A 25,604-nucleotide genomic window follows, 5' to 3' on the forward strand; every position below is an offset into this window, starting at 1 on the left:
ATGGAAACTTATCGGCCACCAGGTGCGCCTGCGGGGCGCGGGGTAGGCAATGCTTTGCGTGGGATCATATCCTTACGTTCGGCAGTATGGTATACAAAGGAAGCCACAATGGTTGCCGCTTGCTTAAGGTCGGCTTCAACCAGGCGGTCGTAAGTGTCCTGGTTGCTGTGGTGGGTACGGGTATTGTAATCCATGCCATCCTGGATGAATTGAAAGCCCGGGATGCCGATAGCATCAAACGATTGATGATCTGTACCGCCGGTATTGCTGATGGTAACAGTAGTTGCACCAAGGTCCTTGAATGGGTCTATCCATGCCTGGAAAATATCGCGCGCGGCCGAATCGCCCTGCAGGTATATACCGCGGATTTTGCCGGTGCCATTATCAAGGTTATAATAAGCCGATAATTTTGATTGCTCGGGTTTCAGCACCATGGTTGCCGGATCGCCAAAGTGGTTTTTAACATAACCACGCGAACCAAATAAACCTTGCTCCTCCGAACTCCACAACGCAATACGGATAGTACGTTTTGGGTGATAGCCAATACGCGATAAAATACGCATCGCCTCCAGCATCACCGCGCTGCCCGCCGCGTTATCTGTAGCGCCTGTACCTGCATGCCATGAATCTAAGTGGCCGCCAATCATCACTACCTGCTCTTTCAGTTTAGGGTCGGTGCCTGATATTTCGCCCACCACATCGTAACCGTCAAGGTCTTTGGTGAAGAATTCGGTTTTAATATCAGCTTCCATTTCCACTTTCTGGCCGGCTTTTACCAAGCGCAAAATGCGTTGATAATCTTCGGCGCTGGTTTCCAATTCAGGCGATACAGCTTTGGCGGTATCGGCATATGATGCCCCGTTGGTAGTAAATACTGTACCATCGGTACCGCGTGCCTGGCTTAGTACCAGAGCTGCTTTTTCGTTTATCAAAAACTCCCCAAGGGCGGCGCGCAATGCACGTAGCCTTGCAAATGCGGCGAAGGGGTTGCCGCCGGGACCGCCGCGGCGGGGGGCCTGACCAGCCGGGGCCATTTTAGCTTTTGCCATTTCGGCTAATTGTTCATCGGTATAGCGGCTCATATCGGCGTGGCCAACCTGTCTTTCAGGTAAAGCCGGGGCATCCATTATAATAATTTTACCGGCCAATTTGCCTTTGTATTTGGCAAGGTCGGTAGTAGTATCAGCTTTAATAAGCATTACTTCACCTTTAATCGGGCCGTTGGTGCCGGGTGTCCAGGCTTTAGGTATAGCAATAATGGCGTGATAGTAAGGTACGGTTATGGCTGCGTAGTTTTTCTGTACTTCCCAGCCTTTACCAAACTTCCCCCACGATTCGCGCTTAGCGCCCACCATGCCCCAGGTTTTCAAGGCGTTCACCGCCCAATCCTGCGCACGTTTTAAGCCCGGCGAACCGGCCAGGCGCGGTCCTGCTACATCGGTTAAATGGAATGCGATATCCATTACTTGTGAGTGGTTCATGCCCTCCTCGCGGATGCGGGAATTCATCTCCGTGTTAACGGGTTCCTGTGCCCAGGCCGAGCCGGTAATACCAGCGGCGAGCAGCGCAGTAAAAAGTAAAGATTTTTTCATATCGATCAGTTTTTAGTTAGCGATAAAACAAACTTAATTATTTGCCCTGCACAAAGGTGAAAATTGGTTTAACAAAGTTGTTACAGGTTGAACGAATGGGGCAATAAATTTTAAAGATTTGAGTTTTAAACAAATCCAAACCCTAACCATGCCTTTTGACACAGACCAGCAAACCCTGCTTGACCTTTCCCTTACGGGGATAAATGGTCACCAGGCCATTTCAGAACTATTTAAGCCGGTAACCATTGGCGGGAAAATAGCATTAAAGGAATTATTCGATCATCCATTAAACGATGTCGATATAATCGTACAAAGGCAGCGTGCCATCAGGTTTTTACAACAGGAGCAACCTAAAGTTAAACTTGATAAGGAGGAAACAGACTTTATTGAGCATTATTTAAATAGCTTTAACAGGGAAGAAACTTTCTCAAAAATAAGAGCTTATAAAAATCAGTTTAAAAATTGGATTAAGCCATCAAGTCAGCATTACATTGTTTCAAGGGGCGTACGTTTGCTGATTTATCAACTACATCATATTACTGATACATTAGAAGCATATACAAACTTGTTGCCGGTGCATATTGCCGAACTTCAACTGCTTAGCAAAGGACTGGTCGCGCTCATCCGCCCATTACTTGTTTTTAAATCAAAAGCAGGACGAAATTTTAATGCAGTAGAATTAGAAGAACTGGATTTTCTTTTTCGATACAGCAAAAAGCACGAAGTAAAGCAGTATCTACTGGCTTTATATCAACTGGATGTTTTTATGGCTGCTGCAAAAACTGGGGATGACCTAAACTTTTGTTACCCCGAGATCATTCTTTCCGACGAACCGGAATTGAGATTAAATGGTTTTTTTCATCCATTTGTTAAAGAGCCGGTTGTAAACAACCTTGAGTTTAATTATCAGCAAAACCTGTGTTTTATAACCGGCGCCAACATGGCCGGTAAATCTACCTTGCTCAAATCGATAGGGATATGTACTTATCTGGCACATCTGGGTTTTCCGGCGCCAGCAGCCAGTATGTATACAACGGTTTTTAATGGCATGTTTACTACCATTAACCTGGCAGATAATATAGTAGCAGGGCATAGCCATTTCTACAGCGAAGTATTGCGGATAAAGCATGTCGCCCTTCAAATTGGAACAATTAAGAAAATACTTATACTTTTTGATGAGTTGTTTAGGGGAACAAATGTTAAGGATGCGCACGATGCATCACTGGCTATTATAAAAGCATTTGCACAGGTAAAAACATCGCTGTTTATAGTTTCAACTCACATAGTTGAAGTAGCTGAGGAGCTTAAAGTTCAGGAAAACATCTTTTTTAAATGCCTGGGCACTACCATGCAGCGCGATAAAGCTGTATATAATTATCAATTAAAAGATGGTATATCTAACGAACGATTGGGTATGCGCATAATTGAAGATGAAGGACTGGTTGATATTATAACCGCGCAAGTTGGTAACTAATCAAAATCCTAATTCACCAGCAGCTTATACCCTTTACCGTGTACATTAATGATCTCTACCGAGGGGTCATCCTTCAGGTATTTGCGTATTTTACTAAGGAAAACATCCATGCTGCGGCCATTAAAGTAATTGTCATCGTGCCAGATGTTTAGCAAGGCTTCTTCGCGGGTTAGTACTTCGTTTTTGCGCAGGCAAAGCAGGCGCAGCAGTTCGGCTTCCTTGGTTGATAGCTTTTGCTGATTACCGTTATTAGTGATCATTTGCGCTGTAAAATCGAACGTATATTGGCCAATGTTGAAATTGGTTTGTCGCTCTTCTTCTTTTTTATCGTTAGCGCCAACGCGTTTTAACAGGGCGTTTATACGCAGCAGCAATTCTTCAATACGGAAAGGTTTGGTAATGTAATCATCACCCCCCAGGTTGAAGGCCTGGGTTTTATCTTCTATCATGCCTTTGGCAGTAGCAAAAATAATGGGCACGCCGGCGTTCATCTTACGTATTTCCTTGCCAAGTGTAAAACCGTCTTTTTTGGGCATCATAACGTCCAGTATCAGCAGGTCGTAATCCTGTTTGGTGAATTCGCGCAGGCCTTCATCGCCGTCTTTACACAAAACCACGTCAAACTTACCTTTAAGCTGCAGGTAATCCTGCAATAGCATCCCCAGGTTGGGGTCGTCTTCAACAAGTAATATTTTCTTCATGCTTTGTGTATTATACAACCGGGAACCGCAATTCAAATTCCGATCCTTTATCTTTTTCGCTGCGAACGCTGATGGTGCCGTCCAAACGTTTTACAATCGTATTAACGTAACTTAAACCCAGTCCAAAGCCCTTAACATCGTGCAGGTTACCGGTAGGGATGCGGTAAAACTGTTCAAATATGCGGGTTTGCTGGTCGCGGCTCATGCCTATGCCTTTATCAGCCACCGTAATTACCAGGTCGTTTTTAACTGTAGCTGTATTTATGGTAATCTCCGGTGCATCTTTGCTGTATTTTATGGCATTATCAACCAGGTTATATAGCACATTACTAAAATGCAGGTCATCAGCATTAATAGTAGAATATTTTGCGTTAAGGTTTAATGTAGTTGTAGCGCCATATTTCTGCAATTTAAGCGACATGCTATCTATCACGGCGGTTATCATATCATTCACTTCCACCGGTTTAATATCCAGCTTAAAGTCGTTCTTTTCTATGCGGGCAATATTCAGCACCCGTTCAATATGGCTGCCGAGGCGAGCGTTCTCTTCATAAATAATATTGGCCAGGCGCGATATGCGGGTTTTATCGGCGGTAACCTCATCATCCTTTAACGCCTCGCTGGCTATCATAATGGTCGATACCGGGGTTTTAAACTCGTGGGTCATATTATTAATGAAGTCGGTCTTCATTTCCGATACCTTTTTTTGTTTCAGGATGGAGAAAATGGTATAACCGAAGCAGAATATCAATATCAGCAGTAATCCCCCCGAGGTTCCCATACTAAAAACCATACTGTTTAATATCAGCGTACTTTTTTGCGGGAATGCCAGGCGCAGCATCCCGGGATCGTTAATTACCACATCCTTAGAAAATATGGTTGTTTGATAGGGGGTGTTAGATGCTTTGAAAACAGGTAGCGTACCGGCTACATCATTTGCGTTTGAAAATAATAATGAATCATTGTTAGCCGTGCTAACCATATAGCTGAATGGCAGGTCGATACCTTTGTTTTTTAGTTCCGAACGTAGTAAGGAGTCTATCAGTAATGGGTCAAGGCGGGCTTTAAGGGGTTCTTTGCTTTTCTGATATTCATCAACCAGGTTATTAAAAACTGCTTTGGTGTTTGTTGTTTTCAGGGTTTCCAGGGAATCCTGATCCAATAGTTTTTTGATAGCCTTAAGCTGCCTGATCTTTTGCTTACGTTCCTGGTTGGCCTTCCATATGGGGTTTTCCTCCACATGGGTTAATATCTGCTGGCCCAGCTGCGGGTCTAACAGCATATAGCGCGAAGTATCATATCGAGGTAGTTTATCGGCATTAATTAATGCACCGGCATTATTTACCACTTCCAAAACACGGCGCTGGCGGGTAATCCCGTTCTCATCTGTGCTGGTTTCAATGCGGCTACGTAAGGTAAAAGACCCTTGCGCTGTTTGGGCTAACTCTTCGGTTAAATTGTTGCGCAACCTTTTCAGGCTATCCCTGATGATGACCTTACGGTTTACAAAGTGGCGTACCTTAATTGGCGAGGTATCGGTGCTATAGCTATAGCCGGTAACATTTATGGCATTGTTTTGTGAATCGATATAACGTGTTTTGGCCTTCATAAAAACAAAAGCATCGTGCTTGGCAATTTTACTTACCACGTTATCCAGCGCATCGCCAACCTTACGATCAAACAATTGCGATTGCATGTTATAGGTTTGCTTCAGGAAATACAGTTGCATAGCCATAACGCCCAGTAAGGCGAAGCCCATCAACCCAATAATTAAAGCAATACTTTTCTTTTTCATGTTATCCCTACAACAAAATTAATTTTAATTAAGCCAACTAAGCGGGCTTTAACAATTTTTAACAATTATTGCGTTTCAATTTAACATATTGGCTTTTAAATGTTTACTAATTTTGTTGTATCCAAATTTAACGCAATGAAAAACCTATTTAAACATTCAGGATTTGAAACGGTATTTTATGCCGGGTTATTTTTACTTATCATACTGCCTGCAATGGTTTTTGCGCAGGATCATAAATCGGTAACAATCATCGTCCACGATGGCGACACAACTGTTAATGGGAAGAAACTGTCAGAATTAAAATCAGCCGAAAAACAGGATGCACTGAAATTATTTGCCGATGCCGATAAGAAAACATTTGGTTATAAGCAGGCCGGTGCCTGGAGCATTACGGAAGACACTACGATAAAAGGATTACCCCGTTATCAAATATTTGGGGGCCGCATGGGCCAGCGTTTGACCTTAAGAAATCCGGGAAAAACAGGGAAGGATAGTGTAATTTATTTTTATTTGGATACGATTAATAAAGGTGAAAGCCCCCTGGTTTATACCAAAGGTCAGACTTACCGATATAATGCCCCGCGCGATCATATGCCAACTATAAGGCCGGATATGAGCCGTTACCGCATGCCTGTGATGGGGCGCGACATGCAGGATTTTGATTATCATAACATTGATAAGAACGGAATTAATACGAACCTAAATTTTCACGTATCTATACCATCTGCTGAAGAAGTTAAAAAGGTATCCGGCGCTGAGCGTGCTGACCTGGAAATCCGCGACCTAGTGTTTGTGCCAGAACTTTCTACCGGGAAAACAACCATGATATTTAACTTACCCACAAACACTCCGGCTACGGTGAGCTTTACCGATAGCGATGGGAAAGCACTTTGGGTTGAAAAAGCAACATCTGAAAAAGTAATAAAAACCTTCCTGATGCCAGCCAATGGGGTGTACTACCTGGTGGTGAAACAAGGGGTTAAAACAGGTGTGAGAAGAGTGGTGAGGGAATAACACCTTCCAACCCTCCCCAAAGGAGAGGGCTTTAATAAAACAAAAACGCCCGCTTAAATAAGCGGGCGTTTTTTTATATTTTAGTCTTTAGAACGGCAGATCGTCATCATCCGGTGCCGAGCTAATATCTACCGGTGGTGCGTATTCAGGTGTGCTGGCTGCGCCACCGCCGCTTAATACGTTTAATTTCCATAGTTGCAGGGTATTAAAATAAACTACCTTGCCGGTTTTATCCGTCCATTTGCGGCCTTTAAGGTTAAAGAAAACTTCAACATCATCGCCAACCTTAACAGCATCAATTAAGGCTGTTCGGTCTTGTATAGCTTCAAATTTCAGATATTCAGGATACTGAGGGTTCTCAATATATTCAATAATCAGTTCTCTTTTTTTTAACGAATCGGTTACCTGTTGGGTGGCCGATACTTCATATACTTTGCCTTTAATCTCCATTGTGCTTATAATTAAAATGTAAAGTTAATATATGGATTGTAAAAAACACTTTTACGCCATCCATATTTATTCAGAAAACAGCAAAGTTATCCACATATAGGCACCATAATTCCTTTTCTTTCCGGATCTATTTCATTTTAATTAATGTGGTGTCCTTCGCCGACAATATTTAATATACTTACTTATTATTTATTTGTTATTAACAATTAAAATACTACTTTAGTTGCGTTAAGTATTTCACTTACTGTGGTTTACTTCTTCTAATAGTGTCGGCGCTACGATATGATCAGAAATTTAGCAGAAGTTTCTTTCTAATTAATTGTCTCTTTTAAGTATTTAATATGCAAAAACATTTATCTGCAAGATCGGCTATACTGGCACTCGTGCTTGTTATGGCTATTATTGGAGCGCGCGAATTTTATTTACGCAGCAAAGGTTATACACCCGACTTTGACGATAGTGCCGAACTATGGGCCGATAAGCGTGCGATGGTGTACGAGCCTGCCAACAAAGCCACCGTATTTATTGGCTCATCGCGTATTAAATATGATATGGATATCCCCACCTGGGAAAGTATCACAGGCAACCATGCTATACAATTGGCCATGGTGGGCTCAAACCCGATGCCTTTTTTAGATGACCTTGCTAACGACCCTAAATTTAAAGGGAAGCTAATTGTTGATGTTACCGAAGTGTTATTTTTTAACCCCGCGCCTGATGTGATCATACATCCTAAGGCGGGCATTGATCATTACCGGACACGTACACCTGCCCAGCAGGTTAGCTTTAAATTTAGTTATCCTTTAGAACATCACCTTGTATTTCTGAATGAAAGCCAGTTTTCCATAAAGGGCATGTTAAACCACTTATATATACCCGACCGCCCGGGGGTATACCCTGCTTTAGTTTTCCCGGAAGGTTTTGAGCATAATAAATTTGACAGGCAAAACCGAATGACCGACCAATTTGTGGCTGATACCAATTTGCAAAACCAGGTAAAGGCTGTGTGGGGCCGGCTCATGAAGGAAGGTGCCAAACACCCGCCGGTAAGCGGTAAAGCACTGGATGGTATTATAGCCAATGTAAAGGCGGATATTGATAAAATAAAGGCCCGGGGGGGACAGGTGATCTTTACCCGGACACCATCGAGCGGGCCGTTTTTTATGGGCGAAAGCATGGGTTACCCGCGCAAATTATACTGGGATAAGCTGCTTGCGGTTACCGGTTGCCAGGGTATTTATTTTAAAGATTACCCGGCCATTGCCAATATGCAATGCCCCGAGTTTTCGCACCTGAAACCAACCGACGCGGTTATTTACACCAAAAACATCATTAACATCCTGCAAACAGAAAAAGGCTGGAAACTGTAAACAGAACACACCATTACCTCATCAATTAAATCACCTTATCATGGTTTTTAACTCATATACATTTGTTGTTTTTTTTGCCGTAATACTTTTACTGCACAACCTGCCCATAGCATGGAAAGCAAAAAAGATAAACCTATTATTAGCCAGCTACCTATTTTACGCAGCCTGGAACCCGCCATTCATTTTATTGCTGTGGCTATCCACCGTGGTCGATTTTTTTGTAGGTAGGGCACTATATACCCAACCCAATAAGCACAAGCGCAGAATGCTGCTGGTTATTAGCCTGATAGGCAACCTGGGCATGCTTTGCTTTTTTAAATACGGCGGTTTTATACTGGAAAACTTTGTTGTACTTACCAATGCTTTGGGCATCAATTACCATCCGGCAAAACCCAATATTATATTACCTGCCGGTATTTCCTTTTATACTTTCACCACACTTTGCTATACAATTGATATGTATAAAAAGGAAAGCAAGCCTGTAAAATCGCTGCTTGATTTTTCCTTATTCGTTACATTTTTCCCCCACCTGGTTGCCGGGCCAATTGTGCGGCCGCCGCAGTTAGTACCACAGTTTGAGACGCCCCGCAAAGCCAGCCGCCAGCAATTAATGGATGGGTTGCTGTTGTTATCGTTGGGTTTATTTATGAAGGTAGTACTGGCCGATAGTATGCTTGCCGAAACAGCAGATGCGGTATTTAGCTGGCACGGCGGTTTAGGCCCGCTTGATGCCTGGTCGGGCGTACTGGCATTTTCGGGACAAATATTTTTTGATTTTGCCGGATACTCCACATCGGCAATTGGGGTGGCATTATGCCTTGGCTTTGTTTTGCCGCAAAACTTTTTATATCCTTATGCAGCTATCGGGTTTTCAGATTTTTGGCGCAGGTGGCATATTACGCTATCAACATGGCTGCGCGATTATCTATACATTCCCATGGGTGGTAACCGCCAGGGTAAATTCAGAACCTATATTAACCTGATGGTCACCATGCTGATCGGCGGCCTTTGGCATGGCGCTAACTGGACGTTTGTAGTTTGGGGAGGCTTGCACGGTATATACCTATGGATAGAAAAAGCCATACAGGACAGCCGGGTTAAACCAGCCGTCATGGCCACCGGAGGCGATGATGCACCCCAACCAGTTATTGCTACAGCTGCGATGGTGCCTGGCTTTATCAGCGGTAAAAAACCTGTGGGGTTTATCTACGCGCTGCTTACATTTTTACTTATCTGTATTACCTGGGTGTTTTTTCGGTCAGCTACATTTGGTGGCGCCTGGCAACTACTAAGCAGCCTGTCTGGCCGTACAAAGGGCAGTCCGCCGTTGCTAAGTACCGTGGCTATTATTGAAGTTGGTATTATCATTAGCCTAATGCTGATATGTCAATACTTAATGCGCAATACCACCGTATTAAAAACGGCAGGCAAATTACCCTGGTGGGTAATGGGCACCCTATGGGCTGCTATGCTTATCCTGATAGTTTTAAGCCAGGGTGCGGGCAAATCGTTCATTTATTTCCAGTTTTAAAAAACAGCTATAGCTTGTCAGTAAACACCTGGTTGAATTATAAAATAAACTTGCTGCATATTTATATGTAATTTTGCAGATTGATATGCAAGTTTTTCACGACGAAAGTAAAATAGTAATAACCTGTAATAAAAGACTATCGGCCTACCTGCAACAGGAGGTTGAGGAATTGGGCTTTAAACCAACCCGCGTTTTCCAAACCGGCGTTGAACTACAGGGAACCATTAACGATACCATTGCGCTGAATTTAAATTTACGCACAGGCAGCCAGGTTTTATACCTGCTAAAAAGTTTCCACGCCGCTAACCCGAAAGAGTTGTACGACCAGCTGGTTGAAGTGCCCTGGGAGGAGCTGATTGATTTTACCGGCTATTTTTCGGTAACCAGCAATGTGAATAACGAACATATTTTAACCCCGCTGTTTGCCAACGTAAAAGTTAAGGATGCCATTGCCGATAGGATCAAAAGCAAAAAAGGGTTAAGGCCAAATTCAGGCCCCGAATTGAATAAGACTGTGGTACACTTGTACTGGCAGGATGACAAAGCCGATATTTTTATTGATACCAGCGGCGAAACCTTAGCCAAGCACAGCTATCGTAAAATACCGGGTAAGGCCCCTATGCTGGAAGCGCTGGCTACATCAACCATTATGGCCACGCAATGGGACAGAAACAGCACGTTTATTAACCCAATGTGTGGTTCGGGGACACTGGCTATTGAGGCGGCTTTACTGGCAACCGATAAGCGGCCAGGCTTATTTCGTATGAACTATGGCTTTATGCACGTGATGGGTTACGATGAGAACGTGTTTTTTGTGGAGCGCCGTAAATTAAAAGACCGCGCCAGGAAAGAAACCGGCTTTAAAATCATCGCTACCGATATATCCGATGATGCTATTGATATTGCCCGCAAGAATGCCAATACCGCCGGTGTAGAACATTTAATCGATTTTGCTGTTTGTGATTTTGCGGATACGGAAGTACCCGAGCAGCCAGGCGTAATTATGTTTAACCCCGAGTATGGCGAACGTTTAGGCGTGCATACCAAACTGGAAATAACCTATAAGCGCATTGGCGACTATCTGAAGCAAAACTGTAAAGGTTACCGGGGTTATATATTTACCGGGAATGCCGATCTGGCTAAGAAGATAGGCTTGCGTCCGTCGCGCAGAATTGAGTTTTATAATGGTAAGCTGGACTGCCGCCTGTTTGAGTATGAGTTGTATGATGGCAGCAAACGCGAACCAAAGCAAGAAGAGTAAAATGAAAAAACTGATCTTAATGCTGGTGGCTATTCTGTCATTCAGCTATGCAATGGCCCAGGCCGAAATGGATTTCCCTTTCCAGGGGGGCAGCAAGGTAATGTCGGATTACTTTGCCGATAACCTTACCGTAACCGATCTGATCAAACAACGTGCAGCCAACGGCGTGGTAGTGATGAAATTTACATCGGATGAAAAAGGCAGCATCATAAAAATGGTGGTATATTATGCCGATGATGCCAGCCTTACCGAACCGGTTATCCGCGCTATGAAAGGGACAAACGGCAAATGGATCATCCCCGATAAACAAAAATTTTACGATTTCCTGATCCCGTTCGCTATCAATATTGATGCGCCAACCGCCAGGGCCAGTAAAGCTATGCTGCAATTTTATAATAACCGCAGCCCCATTGTCGCAAACGATCAGATCCCATTGAACCTGGTGTCGTTATTGCCAACGGTGCAGGTGAAATATACTTATACGCCACCTGTGGTTGTTAAAGCCGCAAAGAAAGTGGCTAATTAAACCATCTTGACCGCAAGGGAAAATCCTCGTTCTTTGTTTGAAATGAGACTTAGTGATGGATGAATTTTAGCTTGCTTTAATTAGCAGTCCGCCACGCCATTTGCCGCGGTATAAAAAGGGCCGGTTGTCTAAAAAATAGAGCCAAAACAAAGTGACAACCACCCCTACTACCGAGCCGGCTGTAACATCTTCAAAAAAGTGCTGACTTAGGTACATGCGCGAATAACCTACACAGCAGGCCAAAACCAAAAGCGATAAATCAAGATATTTGTTTTTGAACAGATAAGCGAGGGTAATACATGCGGAAAATGCCGTTACCGTGTGCCCTGAAGGGAAACTGTGATAGCTCAACATGTCTATTCCTTTTATCAGGTACATTTTAGTGCGCTCATGTTCAAAATACAGGTAAGGCCGCGGCATATCAAAAATCGCTTTCAATATTTGTGCTACCAGGCCGGTTAGCGCATATCCGGTAATTAACAAAAAAGCCTTGCGGTAGTTAAATAAAGCAATAATAAGCGCCAGGATGATCAATGATGAACCATTACCCAGCATCGTAAAAAACGGAAATACAGTATCGCCCCAGCTGGTATGCAGTCCATTTATATAGAAATATATCTCATCGCGGGTGTATAATAACTTTATAACCAGGCAGCTGGCCAGTAAAACTAAATATGGAACTAAGAAAAGCCAAACCTTGGTATAAAAGTGGCTTAAGTGCTTTTTGCTGAATTCGGTACTCATTTAAAATTTTAATATCAGCACAAATGTACCCGATATGATGAGAAATGCACCAATAGAATCTTTCAGTGTTAGCTTCTCACCTAAAAATATGGTAGCTAAAATAATGGCCAGCGGTACACTTAATTTATCAAGCGGTGCAACCTGGTCAACTTTGCCCAACTGTAGTGCCTTAAAATAAAATATCCACGAAAGGCCGGTGGCAATGCCCGATAATACCAGGAATGCCCAATTGGTTTTGGTTAAACTACCCATGTTATAATTACCCCTGAATAGCACAATAGCCCAGGCCAGCACCAATATTACAACCGTGCGGATAGCGGTAGCCAGATTAGTATCAACCCCTTTAATGCCCACCTTGGCAAAAATGGCCGTCAAGGCGGCAAACGCGGCCGAGAGTAAAGCATATATCCACCACATAATAAATTATTTGTTAGTTGAAGATAACTATTTTGAAAATAAAAGGTTTGTAATGCTGACAAGTTCAGCATCGTCTATTGTACCTGCTTAGTAGTTTTTGTTCAGAAATTAAATATTGTTTATAAATTTAACAGCAAATAATACCCCTTTATCCAGATGAAATACCTTTTCAGCATAATTTTATGCGCCTTTGTTTTCACTGCCCAAGCACAGGATCTGGATTATTACCTGAATACCGCCCTGAAGAGTAGTCCGCTGCTTAAAGATCTGAATAACCAGATCCTTTCTGAAAAATTGGATAGTATGCGCCTGCGTGCAGGATTGAAACCACAGGTTACCGGTAGTAGTACAGGCACTTACGCGCCAGTGATCAACGGTTTTGGTTATGAATCGGCCATTACAAATGGCCAAACATTGAATGCATTAATTGGCGTGAACCAGGCTATTATTGGCAAGAATTATCTGAACGCACAGCTGGCTTCTATCAAATTCTCTAAAGACTCCCTGGGTAATACCATTCGTATTTCCGAGCAGGATTTAAAGAAGACCATCGTTACCCAATATATTACAGCCTATGGCAGTTTGCAGCAATATCTTTTTAATAAAGAGGTGCTCGATCTGCTTACAACGGAAGAAGGCTTGCTAAAGAAGCTTACCCAAAGCAATGTATATCGGCAAAGCGATTACCTTACCTTCCTGGTTACGCTAAAGCAACAACAGTTAACCTTATACCAGGCGCGGTTGCAATATAAAAACGATTTCACCACCCTGAGTTATCTTTCGGGTATTGTAGATACAACAATAGTGCAACTAAAAGACCCGGCACTAAAACGCACGTTTCCTACCGACCCGCGCACCAGTATATTTTACCAGCAATTTAACGTAGATAGCATCAGGCTGGAAAACAACCGCAGGCTGATTGATTACAGTTACAAACCAAAACTTAATGTTTTTGGCGATGCCGGTTACAATTCCGATTTTTCGTATCAACCCTATAAAAATTTTGGTACCAGCTTTGGTTTCACGGTAACGGTACCTATTTACGATGGCGGGCAGCGCAAACTACAATACAAAAAATTAGCGCTGCAGGAAGATACCCGCCTTAACTACAAAACATTTTTTGATAAGCAATATCGCCAGCAAATAGCACAGCTAAACCAGCAAATTACTGATAACGATGCGCTGGAACAACAAATAAAAGACGAGTTTAAGTATGCCGAAAGCCTGATAAAAGTAGATAATAAACTGCTTGAAACAGGCGATGTACGGGTAGCCGATCTGATCATCGCTATAAACAATTACCTGTCGCTTAAAAACCTGCTTAAACAAACCAATATCAGCAAACTGCAGCTTATCAATCAGCTTAATTACTGGAATAAATAGCATGAAGAAACTTTTTACATATTCATTGGTAACTCCCGTTATTTTACTGGCGGCGATGTTCCTGGCTTCCTGTGGCGGTGATAAACCTGCAGCAGATGAAGACGCCGCCGCTGTAAAAACACAGACGCCGGTTACGATTACCACTATCGACCAAAACCCCATGGCCGATTATGTTGATTTGAACGCGACGTCAGCCTTCCTGCAAAAAAACTATGTAAAAGCTAATGCCAACGGCTATATCCAATCGGCAAATATCAAGCTGGGACAGTTTGTAAGCAAAGGCATGTTGCTGTTCACCATTAAAACAAAAGAGGCACAGGCCATTGGAAACAGCATTAATATTTTAGATACTACTTTTAAGTTCTCGGGGGTAAACCGCCTGAAAGCTGCCATGCATGGCTATGTTACGCAATTAAGCCACCAGGTTGGCGATTACGTGGCTGACGGTGAGCAACTGGCCGTTGTTAACGATGAATCGAGCTTTGCGTTTGTAATGCAGTTGCCTTACGAATACAGACAATTAGTTAAACTGGGACAAGACATCCCATTAACCTTGCCCGACGGTGAAAAGCTTACAGGCCGCGTAGCGTCGATGATGCCTGCGGTGGATACCTTAGCACAAACACAGGGTGTAGTGCTGAAAATAAATAGCAGTCATGCCATTCCCGAAAACCTGACTGCCCGTGCAAGACTTGTAAAAACAGCAAAATCGAATACCGCATCGTTGCCAAAATCGGCAGTGCTGGCTAACGAAACCCAGACAGAGTTTTGGGTGATGAAGCTGATAAAAGATACCCTGGCCGTAAAAGTTCCGGTTAAAAAGGGCATAGAAACCACCGACAGGGTGGAAATTGTATCACCACAGTTTACCCCGACCGACCGTATTATAGTAACCGGGAATTATGGTTTAAGCGATACCGCTAAGGTTAAAATTGTAAAACAATGAACGCGCGCCCTGTAAAGGACTATTTTATATCGCATAAAAAGCCCATCAGCTTAATGCTGGCGCTTATTTTAATAGGTGGCGTGTTTGTGTATACCAAGTTGCAAACTTCGTTGTTCCCGGATATCACCTTTCCTAAAATTAAGATCATTGCCGATGAGGGCCTGCAGCCGGTAAATAAAATGATGATAACGGTAACCAAACCGTTAGAGAACACCGTAAAGCAGGTGCCTGATCTGGAGGTTGTGCGCAGTACTACCAGCAGGGGCAGCTGCGAAATATCGGCATTTATGAAATGGAGCGCCGATATTGATTTAAGTCAGCAGCGTATACAGGCACAAATAGACAAGATAAAAAATGACTTGCCTGCCGATGTGAATATATCGGTAGAGAAGATGAACCCATCTATATTGCCCGTAAGTGGTTACACGCTGGAAAGCCACAACCGGTCGCCCATTGAATTGAAAATGCTGGCCACTTTTACAGTGAAGCCTTTTCTATCGCAAGTAAGCGGCGTATCTGAAGTAAAAGTAATTGGCGGGAAGTCAAAAGAATACTGGCTGGTGTTAGACCGGGCTAAAATGAGCGCCTTGTCTTTAACCCCCGATAATATTAACACGGCTTTATCGCAAACCAACTTTGTAAAATCGGGCGGGTATTTGGCCGATTATAAAATGCTGTATCTGACGGTGACAGATGCAACACTAAGCGGCAAAAACCAGCTCGAAAACCTGGTGATCACCAATAACCGCAAGCGCATTACACGCTTAAAAGATATTGCGGATGTGCAGATAAGCGAGGGCATAGAATACACTAAAATTAACGCCAACGGTCACGATGGTGTTTTAATAGCCGTCACTAAACAACCTAACGCCAATTTGATAGATCTTTCAAATGATATGGCCGTAAAGGTTAAACAATTGAAAAATATACTGCCTCCGGATGTTAGTATTAAGCCTTATTATATCCAGGCCGATTTTGTAAACGATTCGGTAAAAAGTGTAAGCGATAGTTTATGGATAGGGCTGGCGCTGGCTATAGTGGTTGCTATTATTTTCCTGCGTTCGGTAAAGGCCAGTGCTACTATTTTAATCACTATACCCATCACTTTAGGGTTAACGTTGATTGTACTATACGCCATTGGGTATACGCTTAATATTATGACGCTGGGCGCTATTGCGGCGGCCATAGGCTTAATTATTGATGACGCCATAGTTGTGGTGGAGCAGATCCATCGGACACACGAGGAGCATCCTAATGAGCTTACACGGCATTTACTTCGCAAGGCTGTCGATTACCTGTTCCCGGCCATGGTGGGCTCGTCTATCAGTACCATTGTTATTTTCGTCCCTTTCCTGTTAATGACAGGTGTGGCAGGCGCCTATTTCAAAGTGCTTACCAATACCATGATCATCACTCTTACCTGTTCATTTTTTGTGACCTGGATAGGCCTGCCGGTAATATACCTGCTGTTAAGCAGAGACAAACTTGGGGTGGCTGAAAAGAAAGAAGAGGTACACGAAGTAAAACGCCAGAAATGGGTGTCGTTCTTTATACTGCGGCCGTATGTTGGTGGTATCATCGCATTAGTATTAATTGCCGTATTAGTATTTATTCCCGGAAGATTAGAAACAGGCTTTTTACCGGAAATGGATGAGGGCAGTATTGTGCTGGATTATAGTTCGCCGCCGGGGACATCATTGGTAGAAACAGACCGGCTGTTGCGCGAAGTGGAAAAAATATTGGCGAAGCAGCCCGAGGTTGAAGCATATTCGCGCCGGACAGGTACACAAATGGGGTTTTTTATTACTGAACCCAACCGGGGCGATTACCTGATACAACTTAAAAAGAAACGGGATAAAACCACAGACGAAGTATCAAGCGATATCCGTAAACAAATTGAAGAGACCCAGCCCGCTTTACGCGTCGATTTTGGACAAGTAATTACCGATATGCTGGGCGATTTAATGAGTTCGACCCAACCTATTGAGGTGAAGGTTTTTGGTGATGATCAAAAAACATTGCAGGCCCTGTCCAGGCAAATTGCAGCTGTAATAACCAGCGTTAAAGGCACTGCCGATGTATTTGATGGTATTGTGATAGCTGGTCCTTCGGTAAGCATTGTGCCCAGCTATAGCCGGCTGGCACAGTATGGCTTAAACCCCACCAGCCTGCAATACCAGGCCCAAACCGCTTTGGAAGGTAATGTGGTGGGTAGTGTTTATGAAACGCAGCAATTGGCGCCTATCCGTATGGTTTACCCGGGTAACAGGTCGCTAAACATCGCAAACATAAAAAACCTGAATGTATTTTTACCAAACGGAAACCTGCTACCCATTAACCAGGTAGCCACGGTAGAACTAAGATCGGGTGATGCTGAAATAGAACGACAGGACCTGCAATCGATGGGTGTTATCACCGCCAGGTTAGAAGGGGCTGATTTGGGGAGCGTAATCCCCGCCATACAAAAAGGGATAGCGGATAAAGTGAGTTTGCCTGCCGGATACCATGTGGAGTATGGCGGCGCATATGCCGAGCAGCAGCAATCTTTTAAAGAGCTATTACTGATTCTGATTACTGCCAGCCTGTTGGTGTTTGGGGTGATATTGTTTTTGTTTAAACAGTTCCGGGTGGCCTTATTGATACTAATTATTGCAGTATTGGGCGTTACAGGGAGCTTGCTGGCATTATTTATTACAAAAACCCCACTAAACGTAGGCAGTTACACGGGTTTAATTATGATAGTAGGGATCATAGGTGAGAATGCCATATTTACTTTTCTGCAATTCAGGGATGCTGTACTTAAGCAAAGTGTTGATGAAGCCATTATTTATGCTATCTCTACCCGTTTACGGCCCAAGTTAATGACAGCCTTGGGCGCTATTATAGCTTTAACGCCATTAGCCCTGGGTATAGGTGCTGGCGCACAATTACACCAGCCATTAGCAATTGCTGTAATAGGCGGTTTTCTTGTAGCCCTGCCGTTATTATTAATTGTATTGCCAAGTATGCTGAGGGTAGTGTACAAGAAAGAGCCGGAAGTATAAAGCTAAAAGTACAAAGTCAAGTTTTCGCAGGGCTCTGCGAGAGACCCTGCTGGGACAAAAAGAGTCCCCTAAAGGGGAGCTAAAATTATTTCCCCTTTTCGCAAAAAAATGGACGGATTTTTGGTATTCATAGCAGGTATTATTAATTAAAGCCTTATGAAAAACTATGAAAATCCACCACATGAACAACCGGGCAGCCGCAGGGATTTTTTAACAAAAACAGGGATTTTAGTAGCCTCAGGCCTGGCAGCAACAGGTATAGTTTCCTGTACATCAGAAAAAGGTGGTGATGAAGATGTTACTACAAACGAAGACCTGATGCGGGAACATGGCGTGCTTAAACGAATATTATTGATTTATGATGAAGCCTGTAATCGTTTAACCACTGCAAAAGACCTTAATATAGCGCTGGTCGCCCAGTCTGCCAACCTTATTAAAACATTTATCGAGGAATATCACGAAAAACTGGAGGAAGACCATCTTTTTCCCAGATTTGAAAAAGCGGGCCAGCTTACCGACTTAACCAAAGTATTACGACTACAACACCAAAAAGGACGGTTACTTACCCTGCGCATTATTGCTAACGCACAAAAACCCAATCCAACAACCGATGAAAAAAAGCTAATGGTACAGGATATGCAGGCATTTGTGCGGATGTATAGCCCGCACGAAGCCAGAGAAGATACGATCCTTTTCCCCGCCTTGCATAACCTGATCTCCAAACATGAATATGACGCATTAGGAGAAGATTTTGAAAAAAAAGAGAAAGAACAATTCGGCGGGGATGGGTTTGATATGGCCGTAGATAAGGTAACCAGTATTGAAAAAGCAATGAATATTTACGACCTGAATTTGTTTACTCCCAATATTTGACAAGGAACATAGTGGGTAAACACTGCTGCGTAGTGTTTAATATTTAGCGATCATAAAGTTATATGAATTGTTATGTATTGCTATTAATGCAATTGGGATAATGTTTAGCGGGAGTATATTTGCGCGTTTACAAAAATGAATTTATCTTACGCCTAAATAAACTTTACCACATTGTTAGTTAAAACTTTTGGCAGCGCGGTTTTCGGGATAGAAGCCATCACCATTACAGTCGAAGTAAATATTGCCGCGGGTACACAATACCATATTGTGGGCTTACCTGATAACGCCGTTAAAGAAAGCTATTTCCGTATACAATCGGCCTTGAAGAATTGCGGTTATAAAATGCCGCGGCAGCAGGTAATTGTAAATATGGCCCCGGCAGATATCCGTAAAGAAGGTTCAGCTTATGACCTGACCATTGCTGCCGGTATGATGGCGGCATCGGGCCAGATAGAAGCTGAGGAACTTGACAAGTACCTGATTATGGGAGAACTGTCGCTTGACGGTGGCCTGCAACCCATTAAAGGGGCATTACCCATTGCTATACAAGCCCGCAAAGAGGGGTTTAAAGGATTTATCCTTCCCGCACAAAACGCACGCGAAGCTGCCATTGTAAATGAACTGGATGTTTATGGCATTGAGAACATTAAACAAGTGGTTGATTTTTTTAATGGCGATAGCAGCCTGAAGCCCGAAGTGGTAAACACCCGCGACGAGTTTTTTAATAGCTTAAATAGCTACGATAGCGATTTTAGCGAGGTTCGCGACCAGGAAAACATTAAACGCGCACTGGAAATTGCAGCAGCAGGCGGGCACAACGTAATACTGATCGGGCCGCCGGGGGCGGGCAAAACCATGCTGGCGCGCAGGCTGCCTTCTATATTGCCGCCTTTGAGTTTATATGAATCGTTAGAGACGACTAAGATCCATTCGGTAGCGGGTAAACTGGCTGCAGCCGATGCACTGGTAACTGTAAGGCCGTTCCGCAGCCCGCACCACACTATCAGTGATGTAGCCTTGGTAGGCGGTGGAGGCAACCCCCAACCGGGTGAAATATCACTGGCCCATAACGGCGTATTGTTTTTGGATGAACTGCCCGAATTTAAACGCAGTGCACTGGAGGTAATGCGCCAGCCGTTGGAAGAGCGCCGCGTGACCATATCGCGTGCTAAGTTTACGGTTGATTACCCAAGTTCGTTTATGCTGGTAGCTTCTATGAACCCCTGTGTTTGTGTTGCTTAGTTCCCGCATTTAAGAAATTCGGGGCCGTGTAGGAAAATGAGATGTCAATTTCATCTTTCCCGACTGTGATGCCGTTGGTAATTGTTTCAACAATTGCCCGTCTTTCAGTAAATGCCATGCTTTCCCATTGCCCGTAAAGCGCTTGTGCTTCGCGTATGATTCGGTCGCCGGACAGCATGTGCACCGTGCGCACGTCTATTTCCGCTTCCAGTTCCGGCAGATGCTCGTCGAGTTGTCGTAGGCGTATTTCGGCGGGCTTGTACTTTTCCGCAAAGCTTTCCTTCGACAGCTCGTTGTTGGTGCGCATGTCTATCCAGGCGTCGATCTGTTTGGCCAGCTTGTCCCTCTCCTTTTGCGTTGCCTCAAGGAGTTTTTTCGCGTCCGCAAGCTGCGCATCGTGCTGGGCACGGTAATCGTCGGAGTTAATGCTTTCCAGGTAGTCCTTCAGGTGGAACTGGTATATCTCGTCGATATCCGCCACGCTGATGCGGTTCTTGCAGGTCCGGCAGGTGTATATGTTCGTCTTGTGAAAGACGTACATGGCCTTGCTGCAATGGCACTGCACCAGCCCGGCGAGCAGGTGGGCGGCCTTACGTCCCGGCTTCTTCCGTTTCGCCTCCTGCGCGTCCAGGATGGCGTTGCACTGCGTCCAGAGTTCGGCGGAGACGATGGGATCGCACGGTATCGTGACCCATTCGGACTGCGGCTTGAACTGCCACTGCTTCTTGTTGTCCGTTGACCTGGTGTAGTTGGCGATGCGCTCGCCCTTGGCCGCGCTGTCGCGCAGCAGCCGGTGGACGGTAGTATCCGAGAACGGCGAGCCGTTCCGCGTCCTGTAGCCCAGATCGTTCAGGGCCTTCGCGGTTGCTTTCTTGCGCTGGTGCACGATGAACAGCTCGTAGAGCTTCCTGCGTATCGGCGCCTCGGCCTCGTCGATCACCAGCGTCTTGTTTTCCCATCTGTACCCGTACGACGCCGCGCCGCCCAGCGGCTTGCCCATCTTGGCCCTGATGGGAACGGATGCCTGTACGCGGCTCGCTATTTCCTCCCGTTCCCATTGCGCCATTGCGGCTATTATGGTGAAGAACAGTCGGCCAGCGGGAGTGCTGGTGTCGATGCTTTCTGCGAGGGACACCAGGTCGGCCCCGACTTCGCGGAAAATCTCGGAAAATTCCAAGAGTTCCTTGGTGTTGCGCGCCAGCCGCGCGAGCTTCGAGAATACCAGTCCCGTGATGTGACCACTTTTGACGTCGACGAGCATTCGCTTTGTTTCGGGGTGATCCTTGATTGACTTGCCGGAAAAGGCGCCCAGTTGGTACACCTCGGCGACGTGCCAGCCTTTGGCTTCGGTATAGTATCGCGCGCGTTGCTCATGATGTTCAGGGCTTTCATCTTTGACTTGCATGTCGGTGGACACCCGTATCCATATGCCGACGCGTTTTGCGGTGGGTTGTTTTTCCATATGAATTGTTTTAAGGAATTGGTTTACCTAAATATATGAAAAAACAAAGCCACCTCCTAGGGTGGCTAATTTGTCATTATGGACTGTTTTTGTGAAGATCGTCTTGTTCATGCAGGTGCGCGATGACGACCGCCTCGAACATCTTGTGGTGGTATTTCTGGCTGTTGCCGTATTCCTTCGACTGCTCGGCCGCCAGCAGAGGGTACAGGCCTGAGGCGAAGGTCATAAGGTCTCGCTTGTTGCGCATGCCGGGAACGGCCGTCTTGATCTTGCTGGTGTCGCTGTATTGCACCATGCAGCCGTGATACTCGAACAGCTTGAGGAGGCATTTGAGGACTGCCTTCAGCCGTTCGCTCAGGTGCGTGGCCGGGGGCACTTTGATTGCCACCGAACGGATCTTGTACTGCCGGAGATAGTGCGCTGCCGTGGCAGCGTGGACGGCCGGGCCCGATTTGCGCGTCGTGGCGGTCCTGCATTCCAGCAACTCCCTACGGTGCACCACGGCTATGCCGGTAGTGCGCGTTCCGGGACTAATGCCCAGGACGGCCATCGTTGCGGTAATTAAACCCTCGCCACTTGTTGTCCCGTAACTGCGTTTCCACTAGGAAGATGAAGTACGCGCCTCGGGAATTTGTGATTTTTCGGTCGGGCAGGGAACACACGTATTCCAGCTTCTCCCGCAGCACCTTGTGCGGGTACTGCTTGGCATACTTCAGGTACTGCGTGACGGAGTTGGGGTCGTTTAGGCGCTCGGCTATCTCGTTGGCAAGTTGGATTTCTATAGGGTTGTACATATGTGGTATTGGTAACTCGTTGTGCTAATACTTGATAATCGTCGTTCGTTCGCTCGTTTTTTTGGTTTTGACTAAATCGGTAGCTATACGCGCCATTCCCAATGGGCTGATTATGTTTGTCCGTTAGCTAACGGACATAGAGAAAAGACAATAGTGTTTGCTCTTGTTCGGGTTGGAGTTATTGGTTTGCGGGTTGCCGGGCTTCGAGTGCCGTCAGCTCTTCTCTCAGTTCGCCGAATAGCTCGTAATACAGCTCGTTCGGGAATGTGCGGTAGATGATACTTAGCTTGATGAGGTTGACGGAGTTCGGCATGGCCTGCCCTTTTTCCCAGAGGGAAATCGGCTTGGTGTCATGAAGCCCCAACAGCCTCGCGACGTGGCGCTGCTTCAGCCCCATCACCTTGCGGTGCATTTTTAGTCTATTTGGAATAGGTCTGTTTCCTTGTTCCATACCAATACAGTATCAACCATATGACTATATGATAAGGATGGTAAAGAAGTTGTAAAGAACCAATGAGGGGGACAATCGTCCCTTCCCAATTTCTTACATATCATTCAGGGGATGCTTGGTCATTTGCGCGCGCAGGTGCTCGGCGCTGGCGGCCAGATATATCGTCGTTGTCTTGATGTCGCTGTGTCCCATCATCTTCGAAAGGCTGAAAATGTCGCAGCCTCCCTCCAGCATCAGCGTCGCGAAGGTGTGCCGCAGCTTATGGACGGTGAAGGGCAGCCTGGAAGCTTCGCGCATCTGCTCGACCAGTTTCTTGAGTCCGTTTTGGGTAAATCCGATATTGCCGCGCAGCGACGAGAAGAATTCAGGGTTGGTTTTTCCCAGTCGCTTTCTTTGCTCTATGTACCGCTTCAGGCTTTGCGCAAGCGTGTGGCTGATCGGTACGATCCGGTCCTTGTTTCCCTTGCCCTGGCGGATAAATATGGTGAGGTTGTCCACGTCTACGTCCGCGTATTTCAGGCCTAGCAGTTCGCTTTTTCGCAGTCCCGCAAATATGAAGGTTGAGAAGATCGCATGGTTCCGGTATCTCAGAAACGAGTATTCGTAGGGGTAATGATAGACAAGCTCAAGCAGCTTTAGCGCGTCCTGCTTGGTAAGTTTTGGCGGTATCCGCTTTTCGCGTTTTGGTATCTCGATGTCAATAATTGGGTTCCGTTCCATGTACCCCTGCTTGACGCACCAGCGGAAAAACACGAGCAGCGACTTGCGGTAAACAATGTAGGTGTTGACCGACCAGTTGCGCTCTGTCCTGCCGCCGTAGAAAAAGGCTCGCACATTCTCATCGGTAACTTGGCTGAGCTCTGCAATGCCGGTATTGCGACTAAAGAAGCTGACCGACGTGGTGTATCTCCTGATGGTGTGGGGCGAATAGCCGCGGATTGAGGCTGAATACTCACAGAATTTTTGCGATATGGTCTGTATGTCCATGGGGTTGCAAGCGCAACAGAGAGGGGCGTTTTTTTGAACCTGCGGCCTGTTTACCGAAGGGTGTGGCCGTTGAAAATGGGTGTTTTTCGAAATAATCCTTTCGCCACAAGGCTTTTGTGCCCCCACGAGGGCTCGAACCTCGGACCGTCTCCTTAAGAGGTGTTAGAAGCGGGCGTTTCCTCATTTGAACGAGGAAACGTAAGACTAAATCGGTTATTTCGGAAGAAATCGAAATCGTTTTCTGCGGCCTGTTTTCCCATTGGGGAAGCTTCTCTATTGGCTGTAAATTAGCTTGTAATGTGATTCCGAATCACCACCTTATTGTACACAAAGTATAATAAAATTCAAATGTCTTTTACATTTCTCTCTCAAATGAAAGCCCAAAAGTCGAGCTTGGCGTTCATGACCCGGTTGAAATTGATGATCGCGATTGCGTAACCGACAGGCGTGAGCTGCATTGCAGGAAGGATAGTTTTATTCCAAGTGTAGATTAATTTACTGGCACGAGGGTTCATGTCTATCAGCAGCTTCTCCACTTCCGTTTTATTCATTGCTGTTTTGTTCCAAAGGGCTTTAAGTAATTTCCCTTTTTCGCCTAACCCCAATTGTGTCAGTCGCTGGTCAAACTCGTTATCATGCAACACATTAAACTGATATACCTCGGGATTTCGCAGGTTTTTGATAATGAAATCTCCCAAGCTGATTAATGTCATTCCATTCGTTTCCTCCATAAAATATTTCTCAGAAAAACCACGAGTTAAAAGACCTTTATACCTTGCTCCCAGATACTCACCTAAAGACATAAAAAAATGCGCCCCCCCCATTGGCAACGTATAACAGCCACAATATTGGAGGTGGGTGGATTCCGCAGGTGATATTTTGTCAGGAAAAAAACGCATTAAGCCACTATTTACAAAATCATCAAATGCTTTTAGGGTATTAACTCCCTGATATTGGACTTTTGTTGCTGAAACTACCAATGAGAGCAATTTCACTTCATTGTCGGTTAGCTTCGGCAATACCGCTATTGCTTCATCAAGTACAATTTGGTTGATGTGACGTTCCTCGGAACCGATGCGCGCCAGTAGGGCATCGAGTAGCCGTTGCTCTAACTCCTTATCGCCCGTTCGAGCATACGCTTTTTGCACTTCGTATATAGAGGACTGCACCGCGGGCTCTTCAAGCTTTGCTTTGTCCCAATCAGAACCATTAAAAAATGTTTTAAGGAACTTTTCGGTAATTTCTTCTGCCCTTTCTAATGCGATCTTTGCCGCCTTTTCAGAAAATTCATAAAAGTTTGATTTAAAAATATCGAGCGCAATCTGCCGTGCCTCATCATATGATAATCCAAATTGTGCATCTCCACCTACTTGTATATTCGTTGAATTGGAGCCGGCTTTTAGCTTTGATTTTTTAAAAATCATTTCTTAAGTCTCCTCCCACTTGGATATTTGTTGAATGGCTTCCGGATTTCTGTTTCATTTTGACTGATTCGCCTTTTTTTCTTAGCTTAAAGAAGCTAACGACAGCACCAAGCACGAATACTC

General features: G+C 44.9%; 22 protein-coding genes and 1 pseudogene. 11 read left to right on the plus strand and 12 right to left on the minus strand.

Going from position 1 to position 25,604, the window contains the following annotated elements:
- Positions 1–8 precede the first annotated feature (8 nt).
- Positions 9–1,592, minus strand: coding sequence for a M28 family metallopeptidase (locus tag IRJ18_RS17600; RefSeq protein WP_194107608.1), 1,584 nt, complete (start codon positions 1,590–1,592; stop codon positions 9–11).
- Positions 1,593–1,710: 118 nt separating this feature from the next.
- Here IRJ18_RS17600 and IRJ18_RS17605 point away from each other — a divergent pair, with 118 nt between their 5' ends.
- Positions 1,711–3,066: a MutS-related protein gene (locus tag IRJ18_RS17605; protein ID WP_194107609.1), complete on the plus strand. Its 1,356-nt coding sequence runs from the start codon at positions 1,711–1,713 to the stop codon at positions 3,064–3,066.
- Positions 3,067–3,074: 8 nt separating this feature from the next.
- Here IRJ18_RS17605 and IRJ18_RS17610 read toward each other — a convergent pair whose 3' ends face one another.
- Positions 3,075–3,767: a response regulator transcription factor gene (locus IRJ18_RS17610; RefSeq protein ID WP_194107610.1), complete on the minus strand. Its 693-nt coding sequence runs from the start codon at positions 3,765–3,767 to the stop codon at positions 3,075–3,077.
- A gap of 10 nt (positions 3,768–3,777) precedes the next feature.
- Complete coding sequence (locus tag IRJ18_RS17615) at positions 3,778–5,562, minus strand: sensor histidine kinase (protein ID WP_228072931.1); 1,785 nt, start codon at positions 5,560–5,562, stop codon at positions 3,778–3,780.
- 135 nt (positions 5,563–5,697) lie between these two features.
- On the opposite strand from IRJ18_RS17615, the gene IRJ18_RS17620 reads away from it, so the two are divergent.
- Complete coding sequence (locus IRJ18_RS17620) at positions 5,698–6,576, plus strand: T9SS type A sorting domain-containing protein (protein WP_194107611.1); 879 nt, start codon at positions 5,698–5,700, stop codon at positions 6,574–6,576.
- 87 nt (positions 6,577–6,663) lie between these two features.
- On the opposite strand, the gene IRJ18_RS17625 is transcribed toward IRJ18_RS17620, so the two are convergent.
- A complete protein-coding gene (locus IRJ18_RS17625) occupies positions 6,664–7,026 on the minus strand; it encodes a DUF3127 domain-containing protein (protein ID WP_194107612.1) in 363 nt (120 codons plus the stop codon).
- Between the two features lie 341 nt (positions 7,027–7,367).
- Between IRJ18_RS17625 and IRJ18_RS17630 the strand changes: the two genes are divergently transcribed.
- The 4 genes from IRJ18_RS17630 to IRJ18_RS17645 all read left to right on the plus strand — a co-directional run bounded on the left by IRJ18_RS17630 (position 7,368) and on the right by IRJ18_RS17645 (position 11,714).
- Entirely contained in the window at positions 7,368–8,396 is a 1,029-nt protein-coding gene (locus IRJ18_RS17630; RefSeq protein ID WP_194107613.1) for a hypothetical protein, read from the plus strand.
- A gap of 40 nt (positions 8,397–8,436) precedes the next feature.
- Complete coding sequence (locus IRJ18_RS17635; protein WP_194107614.1) at positions 8,437–9,927, plus strand: MBOAT family O-acyltransferase; 1,491 nt, start codon at positions 8,437–8,439, stop codon at positions 9,925–9,927.
- 85 nt (positions 9,928–10,012) lie between these two features.
- Positions 10,013–11,188 carry a THUMP domain-containing class I SAM-dependent RNA methyltransferase gene (locus tag IRJ18_RS17640; RefSeq protein WP_194107615.1) on the plus strand — a complete coding sequence of 392 codons (1,176 nt, stop codon included), beginning with the start codon at positions 10,013–10,015 and terminating at the stop codon, positions 11,186–11,188.
- A 1-nt stretch (position 11,189) separates the two neighbouring features.
- Positions 11,190–11,714: a hypothetical protein gene (locus tag IRJ18_RS17645; protein WP_194107616.1), complete on the plus strand. Its 525-nt coding sequence runs from the start codon at positions 11,190–11,192 to the stop codon at positions 11,712–11,714.
- Between the two features lie 66 nt (positions 11,715–11,780).
- Here IRJ18_RS17645 and IRJ18_RS17650 read toward each other — a convergent pair whose 3' ends face one another.
- Together IRJ18_RS17650 and IRJ18_RS17655 are read right to left on the minus strand one after the other, a co-directional pair.
- Complete coding sequence (locus tag IRJ18_RS17650) at positions 11,781–12,458, minus strand: phosphatase PAP2 family protein (protein WP_194107617.1); 678 nt, start codon at positions 12,456–12,458, stop codon at positions 11,781–11,783.
- Complete coding sequence (locus IRJ18_RS17655) at positions 12,459–12,875, minus strand: EamA family transporter (RefSeq protein WP_194107618.1); 417 nt, start codon at positions 12,873–12,875, stop codon at positions 12,459–12,461.
- A gap of 156 nt (positions 12,876–13,031) precedes the next feature.
- On the opposite strand from IRJ18_RS17655, the gene IRJ18_RS17660 reads away from it, so the two are divergent.
- The 5 genes and pseudogenes from IRJ18_RS17660 to IRJ18_RS17680 all read left to right on the plus strand — a co-directional run.
- Positions 13,032–14,258, plus strand: coding sequence for a TolC family protein (locus IRJ18_RS17660; RefSeq protein WP_194107619.1), 1,227 nt, complete (start codon positions 13,032–13,034; stop codon positions 14,256–14,258).
- A 1-nt stretch (position 14,259) separates the two neighbouring features.
- Positions 14,260–15,204: an efflux RND transporter periplasmic adaptor subunit gene (locus tag IRJ18_RS17665; RefSeq protein WP_228072932.1), complete on the plus strand. Its 945-nt coding sequence runs from the start codon at positions 14,260–14,262 to the stop codon at positions 15,202–15,204.
- Positions 15,201–18,248 (plus strand): efflux RND transporter permease subunit, encoded by a 3,048-nt coding sequence (locus IRJ18_RS17670; RefSeq protein ID WP_194107620.1) that lies wholly within the window; start codon positions 15,201–15,203, stop codon positions 18,246–18,248. Before IRJ18_RS17665 ends, IRJ18_RS17670 begins: the two co-directional genes overlap by 4 nt.
- A gap of 156 nt (positions 18,249–18,404) precedes the next feature.
- Positions 18,405–19,121, plus strand: a complete 717-nt coding sequence (locus IRJ18_RS17675) for a hemerythrin domain-containing protein (protein WP_194107621.1) — start codon at positions 18,405–18,407, stop codon at positions 19,119–19,121.
- A 171-nt stretch (positions 19,122–19,292) separates the two neighbouring features.
- Positions 19,293–20,354 (plus strand): annotated as a pseudogene (locus tag IRJ18_RS17680) (YifB family Mg chelatase-like AAA ATPase); the annotation flags it as partial.
- On the opposite strand, the gene IRJ18_RS17685 reads toward IRJ18_RS17680, so the two are convergent.
- The 6 genes from IRJ18_RS17685 to IRJ18_RS17710 form a co-directional block, all read right to left on the minus strand.
- Positions 20,335–21,825 carry a recombinase family protein gene (locus tag IRJ18_RS17685; RefSeq protein ID WP_194107622.1) on the minus strand — a complete coding sequence of 497 codons (1,491 nt, stop codon included), beginning with the start codon at positions 21,823–21,825 and terminating at the stop codon, positions 20,335–20,337. The pseudogene IRJ18_RS17680 and the gene IRJ18_RS17685 sit on opposite strands and share 20 nt — an antisense overlap.
- 76 nt (positions 21,826–21,901) lie before the next feature.
- On the minus strand, positions 21,902–22,375 hold the full coding sequence (locus IRJ18_RS17690) for a hypothetical protein (RefSeq protein WP_194107623.1): 474 nt from the start codon (positions 22,373–22,375) through the stop codon (positions 21,902–21,904).
- Complete coding sequence (locus IRJ18_RS17695) at positions 22,356–22,619, minus strand: hypothetical protein (RefSeq protein WP_194107624.1); 264 nt, start codon at positions 22,617–22,619, stop codon at positions 22,356–22,358. The genes IRJ18_RS17690 and IRJ18_RS17695 overlap by 20 nt, the downstream gene beginning before the upstream one ends.
- A 178-nt stretch (positions 22,620–22,797) precedes the next feature.
- Positions 22,798–23,070: a helix-turn-helix domain-containing protein gene (locus IRJ18_RS17700; RefSeq protein WP_194107625.1), complete on the minus strand. Its 273-nt coding sequence runs from the start codon at positions 23,068–23,070 to the stop codon at positions 22,798–22,800.
- Between the two features lie 93 nt (positions 23,071–23,163).
- On the minus strand, positions 23,164–24,057 hold the full coding sequence (locus IRJ18_RS17705) for a tyrosine-type recombinase/integrase (protein ID WP_194107626.1): 894 nt from the start codon (positions 24,055–24,057) through the stop codon (positions 23,164–23,166).
- 368 nt (positions 24,058–24,425) lie between these two features.
- Positions 24,426–25,481: an LPO_1073/Vpar_1526 family protein gene (locus tag IRJ18_RS17710; RefSeq protein WP_194107627.1), complete on the minus strand. Its 1,056-nt coding sequence runs from the start codon at positions 25,479–25,481 to the stop codon at positions 24,426–24,428.
- Positions 25,482–25,604 lie beyond the last annotated feature (123 nt).

This window comes from Mucilaginibacter boryungensis, from assembly GCF_015221995.1.
In the GTDB taxonomy this organism is placed as follows: Bacteria; Bacteroidota; Bacteroidia; order Sphingobacteriales; family Sphingobacteriaceae; genus Mucilaginibacter; species Mucilaginibacter boryungensis.

Excerpts from the sequence above, each read along its gene's own strand:
- IRJ18_RS17600 (WP_194107608.1), bottom strand. The coding sequence starts at position 1,592 with ATGAAAAAATCTTTACTTTTTACTGCGCTGCTCGCCGCTGGTATTACC.
- IRJ18_RS17610 (WP_194107610.1), bottom strand. The coding sequence starts at position 3,767 with ATGAAGAAAATATTACTTGTTGAAGACGACCCCAACCTGGGGATGCTA.
- IRJ18_RS17615 (WP_228072931.1), bottom strand. The coding sequence starts at position 5,562 with ATGAAAAAGAAAAGTATTGCTTTAATTATTGGGTTGATGGGCTTCGCC.
- IRJ18_RS17620 (WP_194107611.1), top strand. The coding sequence starts at position 5,698 with ATGAAAAACCTATTTAAACATTCAGGATTTGAAACGGTATTTTATGCC.
- IRJ18_RS17625 (WP_194107612.1), bottom strand. The coding sequence starts at position 7,026 with ATGGAGATTAAAGGCAAAGTATATGAAGTATCGGCCACCCAACAGGTA.
- IRJ18_RS17630 (WP_194107613.1), top strand. The coding sequence starts at position 7,368 with ATGCAAAAACATTTATCTGCAAGATCGGCTATACTGGCACTCGTGCTT.
- IRJ18_RS17635 (WP_194107614.1), top strand. The coding sequence starts at position 8,437 with ATGGTTTTTAACTCATATACATTTGTTGTTTTTTTTGCCGTAATACTT.
- IRJ18_RS17640 (WP_194107615.1), top strand. The coding sequence starts at position 10,013 with ATGCAAGTTTTTCACGACGAAAGTAAAATAGTAATAACCTGTAATAAA.
- IRJ18_RS17645 (WP_194107616.1), top strand. The coding sequence starts at position 11,190 with ATGAAAAAACTGATCTTAATGCTGGTGGCTATTCTGTCATTCAGCTAT.
- IRJ18_RS17650 (WP_194107617.1), bottom strand. The coding sequence starts at position 12,458 with ATGAGTACCGAATTCAGCAAAAAGCACTTAAGCCACTTTTATACCAAG.
- IRJ18_RS17655 (WP_194107618.1), bottom strand. The coding sequence starts at position 12,875 with ATGTGGTGGATATATGCTTTACTCTCGGCCGCGTTTGCCGCCTTGACG.
- IRJ18_RS17660 (WP_194107619.1), top strand. The coding sequence starts at position 13,032 with ATGAAATACCTTTTCAGCATAATTTTATGCGCCTTTGTTTTCACTGCC.
- IRJ18_RS17665 (WP_228072932.1), top strand. The coding sequence starts at position 14,260 with ATGAAGAAACTTTTTACATATTCATTGGTAACTCCCGTTATTTTACTG.
- IRJ18_RS17670 (WP_194107620.1), top strand. The coding sequence starts at position 15,201 with ATGAACGCGCGCCCTGTAAAGGACTATTTTATATCGCATAAAAAGCCC.
- IRJ18_RS17675 (WP_194107621.1), top strand. The coding sequence starts at position 18,405 with ATGAAAAACTATGAAAATCCACCACATGAACAACCGGGCAGCCGCAGG.
- IRJ18_RS17685 (WP_194107622.1), bottom strand. The coding sequence starts at position 21,825 with ATGGAAAAACAACCCACCGCAAAACGCGTCGGCATATGGATACGGGTG.
- IRJ18_RS17690 (WP_194107623.1), bottom strand. The coding sequence starts at position 22,375 with ATGGCCGTCCTGGGCATTAGTCCCGGAACGCGCACTACCGGCATAGCC.
- IRJ18_RS17695 (WP_194107624.1), bottom strand. The coding sequence starts at position 22,619 with ATGTACAACCCTATAGAAATCCAACTTGCCAACGAGATAGCCGAGCGC.
- IRJ18_RS17700 (WP_194107625.1), bottom strand. The coding sequence starts at position 23,070 with ATGGAACAAGGAAACAGACCTATTCCAAATAGACTAAAAATGCACCGC.
- IRJ18_RS17705 (WP_194107626.1), bottom strand. The coding sequence starts at position 24,057 with ATGGACATACAGACCATATCGCAAAAATTCTGTGAGTATTCAGCCTCA.
- IRJ18_RS17710 (WP_194107627.1), bottom strand. The coding sequence starts at position 25,481 with ATGATTTTTAAAAAATCAAAGCTAAAAGCCGGCTCCAATTCAACGAAT.